We start from the raw sequence: 10604 nt of genomic DNA, 5'->3' as shown, positions 1-10604 counted from the left end.
GCAACAAATGCGGACCAAACCAAGTAAAAAAACAGCATTAGAAGTTAAGTAACTTCTAACACTGTAAAATTGACTATCAACAGGATTTGACAGAGAGCCATTTATTTTAAATTTAAAACGGTGGGTGCCTCAAATTACCTGTAATGTGTGCCAAGCGCTGACGTTGAAAAACTTATTTTGCCTGAATATTAGCTTTTTTGCCGGTTTGATTTAAGGCTGGTTTATTATCTAAATCTGTCCGAACGACTAAAACATCACAAACAGCAGTGCGCGTGACGTATTCAGTTACCGAACCGATCAATAGACGTTCAACGGCGTTTAATCCAGTGGCACCGATCATGATCAGATCAATATCATGTTCCTTAGGGACGTCTCTGGCGATGATAACCTTAGGTGCACCGTATTCAATGGCGTAGTTAACGTTATCCAAACCGTTCTTTTTGGCCGTTGCGACGTATTGCTCCATTGTCTTTTTGGCAGTGTCCGTTACTTGCTCAACCATTGCGGAATCAAAGCTGGAAACGTTCTGGAAAGCCCGAGTATCAACAACATGGATCAAGAATAATTCACCATTGTTCCGTTTAGCAACTTCGACGGCCTTCCGAAAAGCTAATTCAGCTTCATAGGAACCGTCAATGGCGACTAAAATATGTTTGTATTGTTGTAGCATAATGATCACCCCAATTATTTTTTAGCTCACCCTTATTGTACGTTATTTTAGGGTAAGCTGTAAATGAAAGCGGCTAAATTATATTTGATTTGCAAAACTGATCGCAAATACCGCAGCTAAAATACAACCAATTACTAAACAAACTAGCCAAAAGGTAATATTTGTTGTCAGTGCACTGAGTACGGTTAAGCCACCGGTAATAAAAAAATAATTTCTGTAACGCAATAAAAAGGCCTTTAGTTGCGGTTCTTTTTGTGGTTGATGATTTAAAAAGCGGCCATTGAGTTGGCGCTGCAAATAATAACCGACGGCAAATAAAACCACCGCAAAAATAAGTATTCCAATTCGCATTTTTGATCTCCTTGAAAATATATTAAAAAAGACGACTCTTGCGAATCGTCCTAGATCATCTGGTGGTGCCGTTGCAATTCCGTTTGTATTGAACCCGCGAAATAGCAGGTGGGCTCGGCTGTTCATCCATACTAGCGTCCTCGTGAAAAGGCTGGCTTGATGGACCAAGGAAGTCAATCCCGTATTTTAATTACTTGATCGGTCAACACATTATGGAAAAATACGCACACCTCGGAAAATCTATCTTTATACTAGCATATGGTTGGTGATTGTGCAATTATCACGCTGGTCAGTCCCATTAGATGGATTTGTGCTCCAATCAAGGCGCCGGATTAAATCAATCGTGGCGAGCTAATTTTGAGGTCGGGTAAGCTCTAACGGCGCCATAAAATCTGGCCGGATGATCTAAGCTCAAATTCGCTTGATCTCAGTGCCAACCAAAGCTGATCTAACGTCAGGCCAATTTTGATCTGGGAGCCAATGAAGCTGATTTAATATCAGGGTCAGCCTGATCTGGGGTCCAACAGAGCTGATTTAATATCAGGGTCAGCCTGATCTGAGTGCCAATCAGGCTGACTTAACGTCAAGTCAATTTGATCTGGGAGCCAACGCAGCTGATCTAATATCAAGGTAGGCCTGATCTGAGTGCCAACAAAAGCTGATTTAACATCAAGCTAACTTGATCTAAGCTCCAATCAGGTTGATTTAACATCAAGGCAACCTAATCTAAATGCCAATCGGGCTGATCTAACGTCAAGCCAACTTGATCTAAGCTCCAATCAGGTTGACCTAACATCAAGCTGACTTGATCTGAGGTCCAACAAAGCCGATTTAACATCAAGCTAACTTGATCTAAGCTCCAATCAGGCTGATCTGAGTGCCAACTAGCGATAGTACCGCGTTAGTAAAAAATAAAAAAATAAGTTAAACAAAGGCCGTTAAATCAGCATTTACCGCTTAACTTTATTTTTTTTGTAAAAACAGCGGGACAAAAGCCGGTGCTCAAACGTATATATAAGTGAAAGGACAAGTGAAAAGTGAAAGAACTAGTAAAATAATCAGTCTTTAAAAACTTGAAGGGCTGGTTAGGGTTAAACTTATTTTGTTTAATTTAAGTAAGCTTAATTAAGTTATGATTTTTGCATCAAAGGCTTGTAACGTGATCAGTGTCGTTGTGCGGCCAATAGGCGGTGATATTGCGCAGCCAATGCTTTTTCGTATTTACCATTATTTTTAGGTTGATAATAAGTGGCTTGCTTCAGGCGTTCAGGTAAATATTGTTGTTTGACCCAATCATTAGGGTAATCGTGGGGGTATTTATAGCCCACGCCATGCTGTAATTTAGCGGCGCCTTGGTAGTGGGCGTCGCGTAGTTGATCCGGCACGCTGCCAGCTTTGCCAGCGCGAATATCCGCTAAAGCGGCATCAATCGCCACGATCCCGGAATTGGATTTTGGTGAAAGGGCTAAGTCGATCACTGCGTCGGCTAAAGGGATCCGCGCTTCTGGAAAGCCAAGTTTTTCCGCTGCGGTCACGGCAGCCACCGTCCGGGCACAGGCTTGTGGATTGCCTAAGCCGATATCTTCGTAGGCGATAACCATTAGCCGGCGGGTGATCGTCGGCAAGTCGCCAGTTTCGATCAGCCGCCCCATATAGTGCAGTGCCGCATCGACATCACTACCGCGAATTGATTTTTGAAAAGCGGAGATCACGTCATAATGGGCATCGCCGTCTTTATCGCCACTGATCGCCTTGCGCTGAATGCATTCTTCGATGATCGGCAGGGTGATCGTGATCGTCCCCGCGGTTGCTGGGGTGGACTTTACGGCCAGCTCCAGGCCATTTAAGGCGCTGCGCAGATCGCCATTAGTTGCCTGCGTTAGAAACTTTTCTGCGGTGGCGGTCAATTCCACTGGCTGTTGGCCTAAGCCGCGTTCCTTATCCTTTAAGGCCCGTTCAACGGCAGTTTTGATCGCTGCTTCGCTTAATGGCTTAACTTCAAAAATTTGAGTCCGACTGCGAATCGCCGGATTAATGGCAATATAGGGGTTCTCGGTGGTGGCGCCGATCAAAATGATCCGACCATTTTCTAAATGCGGAAGTAGAAAATCTTGTTTTGTTTTGTCTAAACGGTGGATCTCGTCTAACAATAAAATTACGGTACCACTCATTTTAGCTTCTTCGGCTACGATCTGTAGATCCTTTTTGCTGTCTGTTGCGGCGTTAAGCATGCGAAAAGCGTAATGAGTTGAGCCAGCAATTGCGCTGGCAATACTGGTTTTACCGGTGCCCGGAGGACCGTAAAGAATCATTGAGGATAACATTTTAGCAGCGACCATGCGGCGAATGATTTTACCAGGGCCAACTAAATGTTGTTGGCCGACTACTTCGTCAATATTAGTGGGTCGCATCCGATAAGCGAGGGGTTGCATCCCAAGGCCTCCTTTGGATTAAAGCGCTTTAAGGCGAAAATTGCTGTGGTTTGGCTTAGCGCTGACAATTGAATATTATAGCACGCCAGTCATAACAACGGGCTGTTCGTGCTGGGGATTTCTTGTATAATAAAAGTGAGGCTAAAAGAAAGTGAGCTGAAGATATGTTAAATCAAATCGGCGCGCAAGTGAAACAACATCAACACGAAGCTTTTTTGTTTGCGGGTCATTATGGGGTTGAACGTGAAAGTCAGCGGGTCAAAGCAAACGGGCAGTTAAGTCAAACGCCATTACCATTTGCTGCGAACCATCCTTATTTAAAAAATGATTTTGCCCAGGCACAAACTGAATTAGTTACCGATTATTTTGGCTCTGGACAGCAAACTTTGCGGCAATTGCAAGGTTTAGATGCGGTTTTGCGCCGGGGGCTAGCAACCGACGAATTATTGTGGCCGTTATCAATGCCACCGGCTTTGCCAGCTGCCGCGCAGATCAAGTTAGCGGCGCCAAGTGCCGCGGGCTTACGGTACCGACAAAGTTTGGCCCAAAAATATGGGGTTAACATGCAAATGATGGCGGGAGTGCACCTGAATTTTTCACTTTCCGAACGGTTGATGCGCTTTTTATTTGAGGTTCAGTATCACCATGAGTTTGCGGATGATTATATTGCTTTTCACAACGCAGCGTATTTAAAAATTGCGCAAAATTATTTACGTTACCGTTACGTTTTGACTTATTTATTTGGCGCTAGTCCCTTAGCAGAAGCTAATTTTGCTACGACTTTACCGCAGCACTTAGTTCGTAGCTTGCACAGCAGTCAGCACTATGGTTACGCTAATGCCGCCAGGCAGCAGGTCTCCTTTGCAACCGTGGCTGCTTACAGCGCTGATCTTCAACGGTTAGTTGCTAATGGGCAGCTTCAAGCCGCCCGGGAATTTTATTCACCGGTGCGGTTTCACGGTGCGTCCTTGGATCAATTGACCACCGGTGGCATTCATTACTTGGAACTGCGAACCTTGGACCTAGATCCCTACACAACCACGGGCTTAAGCCAAACCAGCTTAGATTTTATGCAATTATTTTTGGCTTATTTATTAGTGACGCCTAGCCTTGCTGCTTCACAATTAGCCACCGGGTTAGCGCAGGCCGCCGCGGCCAACGAAACGGTGGCGCTGGAATCACCCCAGGCCGTTTCTGGCTTGCAAAAGCAACTTCAAGCCGTTATGCAGGCCTTACACCGCTTTGCCCAAACCTATCACGCACCAGCCGCATTGCAAACGGCTTTAGCGGCGATGACCGCCCGGGTAGCTGATTATCATTTAACGCCTAGTTACCGGCTTAGCCAGGCGGTGGTGGCAGGTTCCTTGCAGCAGTTTGCCCTGCAACAAGCCCAGCAATTTGCGCAAGCGGCCAGCGTTACTTATCAATTACCGGGTTATACGGATCTAGACGCAACGACCCAGTTATTGTTAGCTAACGCCTATCACCGGGGTTTAGAGGTTAAGTTGTTGGATCCCGCCACTGGCATGGTCCAGCTTGCCGACCATATCATGATCCAAGGCGGGGTGACCCAGTTAAATTCACAGATCGCCGGCCAGCTCAGTCGCAATAAATTGGTCAGCAAAAAAATATTAGGCCAAGCCGGCATCAATGTACCGGCTGGCGCCGAATATACAACTGTGGCAACCGCCTTGGCTGATTTCACTGATTTAGCTAAACAAGGTTTAGTGATCAAACCAAAAATCAGCGCGCAAGGTGCCGGTATCACGGTTTTTCAAACCCCACCTACCGCAGCCGCGTTTGCAACGGCAGTGACCAAGGCCTTGGCAACAGGCGCAGCGGCCTTAGTGGAAAACTATGTGCCCGGTACGGTTTATCGCTTCTTAGTGATCAACGGGCAGGTCAAGGCAGTGGCGGAGTGTACACCGGCTAACGTGGTGGGGGATGGCCGCCAGAATTTAGCCGCCTTGGTGGCCAAAAAAAATCGCCAAGCTAAGCGCGGCGTCAATCTACCATTACGCCCACTATTGCTTGACGACCAAACCGCCGCGGATCTCCAGCAGCAAGGCTTAAGCTTAGCCACCATCCCGGCACGTGGCAATCAGGTCAACCTACGTTTGGCCGCCAATTTTACCACTGGTGGGGATGCAGTCGATGTCACTGCCGAAATCGCGGCTGGCTATCGAAAAGTTGCGGTTGCGGTGGCTAAAGCCCTGCAGCTACAGGTAGCCGGGGTGGATATTGTGATCGAAAATCTGTATCAACCGCTGGATGCAGCCCATCCGGAATTAGCGACGGTGTTAGGGGCTACCGCGCAACCGGATTTAGCGCTGCACGCGGCACCGTTTTTCGGCACGGCCCAACCTGTGGTGCCATTTTTACTTGCGCAATTAAACTAGGCCCAGGTGACGTTAATGTGATTATTTCGGGTCAATGTTACGCCCGTTGAATAAGTCGGCGAGAAAAGTATGTTTAGTCGGCGACTTAGTTGCGGCCTGATAATATTGGCTGATATCAACGTTTGAGCGCTCAACGGCGGTGGTAGCCACTAACAGAACGGCCACTGCCGCGTTGGCCGTATTGGCCGCCTCATCGTTGACCATTGTAAAGGCTAAATTATTTTGGCTGGCATATTGTAAATAGGGTTTTAGCGTTGCTGCTAATTTACCGTTAAGCAATAATTTAGTAGCGGCCAATTGCGGCGCGGCCTGTTTAAAGGCCGGCAACGTACGGGGATCACTTAATTGGGCCACCGTGATCTGCAGTAAAACGCGCTCGCGTAAGGAGCCGAGATAGCGACGGCGCTCATCGGGCTTTGTTTGGGGTGTGCCCGTCAGGCGACTTTTTAGTTGGTTTTCAAGTTCGTTGTTTTCCGGCATGTTGGTCATCCCTCCAGCAATATTTGCTATAATAAAGCGAGTATAACATATCCGGTTTATAAACCAAGTTTAGGACAGAAAGCAGTGAGTTAATGGTTTTTACAGTGACGGATTTTAAGGTTTTTGATGAGCTGACGGTGGCAGGGCGCATGGCCTTGATTCGTGAGCAACTTGATCCCAAGTTTACGCAATTAGGGGCGCAGTTAGTGAGCCAATTGGCGGCAGAAAAAATTCCGGCTTACATAAATGTAGCCAAGCATTTACGCCGGCACACTAACCCGGCGCCTAATACTTGGTTTGCCGTGGGACCGTATAAACGGGGCTATAAAATGGTGCCGCATTTTGAGGTTGGTTTCTGGGATGATCGGTTATTTGTTTGGCTGTGCTTACTGGAGAATATTCAGCAACCGGCACCGTATGCCGCTATTTTGCAGCAACGCGCGGCCTTCTTCACGCACTTGCCCGCCGGAGAATGGCGACTTTCGGGCAACCACATGGCCAAGCCGGTCCAACCGTTGAATGCCACTGATTTAGCGGCCCAAACCCAACGCTTTATGACGGTGAAAAAAGGGGAGTGGCTGCTAGGCAAGATCTGGTTAAAAAACGACCCGATTTTTCAAACAAGTGGCGCTGTGGAACAGGAGATCAGGCAAACGGTCACCAGCTTAACGCCGCTATATCGTTATTTATTGGCTGCGATCAGTCAAGATTAAACCGCAAATACCGGCCAGTCATTATGATTAGTTGCAAAAAAAACAGCCACATAGTGACTGTTTTTTTGTCATGAAGATTACAATAATTGGTTGTAGTATTCAACGACAAGTGTTTCATCAATGTCTGGTTCTAATTCGTCACGTTCTGGTAAACGAGTTAAGGAACCTTCTAATTTATCAGCGTCAAAGCTGACGAAAGCAGGGCGACCAACAACGGCTTCAAGTGCAGCTTGGATGATCACTAAGTTTTTAGACTTTTCACGAACTGAAACCACTTGACCAAGTTCAACTTGGTATGAAGGGATATCAACGCGTTTGCCATCAACTAAGATATGACCATGGTTGACCAACTGACGGGCTTGAGGACGAGTTGTAGCTAAGCCTAAGCGATAAACCACGTTGTCTAAACGTTGTTCAAGTAAGATCATGAAGTTAACACCTTGTTTACCTTCTTTGATCTTACCAGATTTTTGGAACAAGTTAGAGAATTGGCGTTCGTTCAAACCGTACATAAAGCGTAACTTCTGCTTTTCACGTAATTGAACACCATATTCTGATAATTTGCGGCGACTGTTGGGACCATGGTCACCAGGTGCGTAAGGGCGGCGAGCTAATTCTTTACCTGTACCAGATAGCGAAATACCTAACCGGCGAGATTTTTTCCATTGTGGGCCTGTATAACGAGACATAAAAAAATTCCTCCAATAAATTGATTTGGAGTAAAATAACGAATTGTAAGTTCAGTATACGTGCAGTTTGTTCTGCAATTTTCGCCATCTGCAGCCGCAGGTTACTCGTTGAACTCTGGTTGCAACAAACTGTTGACGCGCTTACCACTTACTGCTGCATTATTTTACACAACGACCAGTGTAGCAAAGCTTGTAGCTAAAGTCAATTATACCTTTATAAATGCGTGACTAAAACGGCCGCGAAGTCTTCTAATAAGGCCTGATCAGCGGCACTAAAACGATCAAATTGTTGTGAATCAATATCTAAAACCCCAATTTGGCGGTCACCTGCCGTTAACGGTACCACCAACTCAGCGTTAGTCGCAGCGTCACACGCAATGTGCCCGGCGAATTGATGAACGTCGGCCACCAGCTGGGTTTTTTGTTGGGTAAAGGCGGTGCCGACCACGCCTTGGCCGTTGGCAATGTGCATGCAGGCCACTTTACCTTGAAAAGGACCAAGATATAATTCGTTTTTAGCGTTATCATATAGGTAGAAGCCGACCCAGCTGACGTTGCTGAGGCTATCATTTAACAGGGCGGCGGCGTTGGCGAGGTTCGTTATTAAGCGCGGTTCTTCAGTTAACAACGCATCAACTTGCTGCGCTAAAAGGGTATGTTTGGTCATGGTTTAAGGACCTCCAAAATAAATTAGGCGCGGTTTTTACGATTCATTAGTGATGCGCTCCGGTCACTATGATATAATTTAGGTTAGATTTTAACGGCCTTTACAAATAAATGCAAGGTAAACTGTGAAACGTGACGGGGGTTTTATTGATGGAGTTAATTTTGATCGGTATCATTATTTTAGCATTAGTGCTATATGTCGGGGTGATCTTCTACCAACGACATAATTCTAAGCAGATCGATGCACTGCAAGAACAAGAACAGAAAATGACCAAATTACCGTTCAAAAAGACGATGAGCGCTGCCCGGCAGCAGGGCTTAGCCGGACAAAGTCAAGAAGAATACGCTAAATGGCAAGAACACTTACAAGAAATTCAGAAAAACGGTTTTGCAGATCTAGAGCGTAAGTTATTGTTAGCGGAAACCACTAATAATCGTTATCGTTTTTTCACTGCCGCTAAGCTGATCAAGGAATTGACCAGCCAATTAACGACTACCCAAGAAGCTTTGGCCGAGATCGTGGCTGGCTTTAAACAGATCCAAACGGACGCGCAGGCCAATCAAACCAAGGCCAAGGAATTACGGGAACTATACCAAAAATTACGGAAACAATTATTGACTAAAAGTTTTTCTTATGGTGCCGCTGCAGATGGCCTAGAAGAAAAGTTAAGTTATTTAGAAACGTCATTTGATAAATATAATCGCTTCACTAAATCCGGCGATCATGTGGAATCGAAAAAGATCTTGACCCAACTGGATAAGGATATTACGGAATTAAATGACTTGATGAAGCGGATCCCGCCCCGGTTCAAAGAGCTGAATAATGAATTTCCCGCCCAGCTAGATGAATTACGGCAAGGTTATCAACGCTTAAGCGACGCTGCTTATCAATTTTATGATATTGACATTGCTGCGGAATTAAGTGATCTGGATCAGCACGTTAACGCGACCCGTAAATCGCTGAAAAACTTGGATTTAACAGCGATCGAAACCACTGATCAGGATATTGCCCGGCGCATCGATCATCTGTATGATGTCATGGAAGCCGAGATCAAGGCTCATCAAGAAGTGGAGCAGCGCCACGATGAATTGCAGGCTTTCATCAATCACGCCACGAAACAAAATCATGAATTACAGATCGAATTGGATCATTTGAATCAAAGCTACACCTTGAATAACGATGAATTGGCCCAGGCTAAGGATTTACGCCAGCAAATTGACGAAGTCAACACAACCTTTGAACAGGATGCGCAAAAAGTCGCCGCGCAAACTGCGGTTTATTCCATGGTGGCGGAAAATTATAGTACGGCTTTTGCCACTTTGGCGGAAATTGAGAAGAAACAAAAGGCCATCAATGCTAGCGTTCAAGATCTGCGTAAAGGTGAGGAAGAAGCGCAGCGTTCCTTACAATCCTTTGAATTTGAGATCCGTAACGTTAAACGGCAAGTGGAGAAGTTGAATTTACCGGGCTTATCCCGCCAATACTTAGACTTTTTCTTCTTGGTTTCCGATGAGATCAGTAAATTGGATCAAGAACTAAATCAAGTAAAAATTGACCTTGATGTGATCACTAAGGCGTTGATCGCGACGCAGGAAGATTTAAACAAACTCAAGGAAGAGACGAACGATATGATCAATAGTGCCTTGCTAACAGAACAGCTGTTGCAATACGCTAATCGTTATCGCCATAGTCATGCGGATATTGCTCAAGCCAGTGATGAAGCACTGCGCTTATTCAATAGTGACCACGATTATAAACAGGCGGCGGAAACCATTGCCACTGTTTTGGAACAAGTGGAACCTGGCAGTTACAAGAAAGTTGAAGAAAGTTACTATAAAACTAAGGACCAAGATTTACAGGTCTAATCCGACCTGATCAGACGTTATTCGTTCTGTTATTGGCGAATAGCGTTTTTTGTTGGCGTCGATTTGACTTATTTTAAGTTAGTATATTGCCTTTTAGTGAGGATTTGTTATAATGGTTGAGAATTTCGGCGCTTAGTGTTCGGGGTGGGCCCCTAAAATCAGCCTTATGGGCCTTGATTCAGTGGGCGTTAAAAAGTAGGCTCATTAGTTGCAAAGAAGCACGCACCGTTTTTTTCAGCTTCGTTGGCGCACAATTAGCTTTACTGCTAATTGTGCGGCTAGCACCGATCAGTTTTTATTTTTTCAACGGACTTTAAATTAATGAATGGGCCAGTAGG

General features: G+C 45.6%; 9 protein-coding genes and 1 other RNA gene. 3 read left to right on the top strand and 7 right to left on the bottom strand.

What is annotated here, in order from left to right:
* Window positions 1–172 precede the first annotated feature (172 nt).
* The 4 genes from FFM78_RS07265 to FFM78_RS07250 all read right to left on the bottom strand — a co-directional run bounded on the left by FFM78_RS07265 (window position 173) and on the right by FFM78_RS07250 (window position 3453).
* Window positions 173–670: a universal stress protein gene (locus FFM78_RS07265; protein WP_137637787.1), complete on the bottom strand. Its 498-nt coding sequence runs from the start codon at window positions 668–670 to the stop codon at window positions 173–175.
* Between the two features lie 78 nt (window positions 671–748).
* Entirely contained in the window at window positions 749–1021 is a 273-nt protein-coding gene (locus tag FFM78_RS07260; RefSeq protein WP_137637786.1) for a hypothetical protein, read from the bottom strand.
* A 52-nt stretch (window positions 1022–1073) separates the two neighbouring features.
* Window positions 1074–1262, bottom strand: a non-coding RNA gene (gene ssrS, locus FFM78_RS07255) — 6S RNA.
* Window positions 1263–2184: 922 nt separating this feature from the next.
* Window positions 2185–3453 carry a replication-associated recombination protein A gene (locus FFM78_RS07250; RefSeq protein ID WP_137637785.1) on the bottom strand — a complete coding sequence of 423 codons (1269 nt, stop codon included), beginning with the start codon at window positions 3451–3453 and terminating at the stop codon, window positions 2185–2187.
* A 164-nt stretch (window positions 3454–3617) separates the two neighbouring features.
* Here FFM78_RS07250 and gshAB point away from each other — a divergent pair, with 164 nt between their 5' ends.
* Entirely contained in the window at window positions 3618–5852 is a 2235-nt protein-coding gene (gshAB, locus tag FFM78_RS07245) for a bifunctional glutamate--cysteine ligase GshA/glutathione synthetase GshB (protein ID WP_137637784.1), read from the top strand.
* A gap of 21 nt (window positions 5853–5873) precedes the next feature.
* Here the strand turns inward: gshAB and FFM78_RS07240 are convergent, their stop codons facing one another.
* Window positions 5874–6332, bottom strand: a complete 459-nt coding sequence (locus tag FFM78_RS07240; protein WP_137637783.1) for a YueI family protein — start codon at window positions 6330–6332, stop codon at window positions 5874–5876.
* 92 nt (window positions 6333–6424) lie between these two features.
* On the opposite strand from FFM78_RS07240, the gene FFM78_RS07235 reads away from it, so the two are divergent.
* Window positions 6425–7045 carry a DUF1054 family protein gene (locus tag FFM78_RS07235; RefSeq protein ID WP_137637782.1) on the top strand — a complete coding sequence of 207 codons (621 nt, stop codon included), beginning with the start codon at window positions 6425–6427 and terminating at the stop codon, window positions 7043–7045.
* Window positions 7046–7122: 77 nt separating this feature from the next.
* Here the strand turns inward: FFM78_RS07235 and rpsD are convergent, their stop codons facing one another.
* Together rpsD and msrC are read right to left on the bottom strand one after the other, a co-directional pair.
* Window positions 7123–7734, bottom strand: a complete 612-nt coding sequence (rpsD, locus tag FFM78_RS07230; protein WP_137637781.1) for a 30S ribosomal protein S4 — start codon at window positions 7732–7734, stop codon at window positions 7123–7125.
* A 214-nt stretch (window positions 7735–7948) separates the two neighbouring features.
* Complete coding sequence (gene msrC / locus FFM78_RS07225) at window positions 7949–8401, bottom strand: free L-methionine (R)-S-oxide reductase MsrC (RefSeq protein WP_137637780.1); 453 nt, start codon at window positions 8399–8401, stop codon at window positions 7949–7951.
* A 149-nt stretch (window positions 8402–8550) separates the two neighbouring features.
* Here msrC and ezrA point away from each other — a divergent pair, with 149 nt between their 5' ends.
* A complete protein-coding gene (gene ezrA, locus FFM78_RS07220; protein WP_137637779.1) occupies window positions 8551–10266 on the top strand; it encodes a septation ring formation regulator EzrA in 1716 nt (571 codons plus the stop codon).
* The last annotated feature ends 338 nt before the right edge of the window (window positions 10267–10604 follow it).

This window comes from Loigolactobacillus binensis (assembly GCF_005405165.1).
GTDB lineage: Bacteria > Bacillota > Bacilli > Lactobacillales > Lactobacillaceae > Loigolactobacillus > Loigolactobacillus binensis.
Note: the sequence above shows the minus strand (reverse complement) of the source record. Positions and strands in the feature narration are given on the sequence as shown.

Coding starts and splice junctions, on each gene's coding strand:
- FFM78_RS07260 (WP_137637786.1), bottom strand. CDS start 1,021: ATGCGAATTGGAATACTTATTTTTGCGGTGGTTTTATTTGCCGTCGGT.
- FFM78_RS07265 (WP_137637787.1), bottom strand. CDS start 670: ATGCTACAACAATACAAACATATTTTAGTCGCCATTGACGGTTCCTAT.
- rpsD (WP_137637781.1), bottom strand. CDS start 7,734: ATGTCTCGTTATACAGGCCCACAATGGAAAAAATCTCGCCGGTTAGGT.
- FFM78_RS07235 (WP_137637782.1), top strand. CDS start 6,425: ATGGTTTTTACAGTGACGGATTTTAAGGTTTTTGATGAGCTGACGGTG.
- ezrA (WP_137637779.1), top strand. CDS start 8,551: ATGGAGTTAATTTTGATCGGTATCATTATTTTAGCATTAGTGCTATAT.
- FFM78_RS07250 (WP_137637785.1), bottom strand. CDS start 3,453: ATGCAACCCCTCGCTTATCGGATGCGACCCACTAATATTGACGAAGTA.
- msrC (WP_137637780.1), bottom strand. CDS start 8,401: ATGACCAAACATACCCTTTTAGCGCAGCAAGTTGATGCGTTGTTAACT.
- gshAB (WP_137637784.1), top strand. CDS start 3,618: ATGTTAAATCAAATCGGCGCGCAAGTGAAACAACATCAACACGAAGCT.
- FFM78_RS07240 (WP_137637783.1), bottom strand. CDS start 6,332: ATGCCGGAAAACAACGAACTTGAAAACCAACTAAAAAGTCGCCTGACG.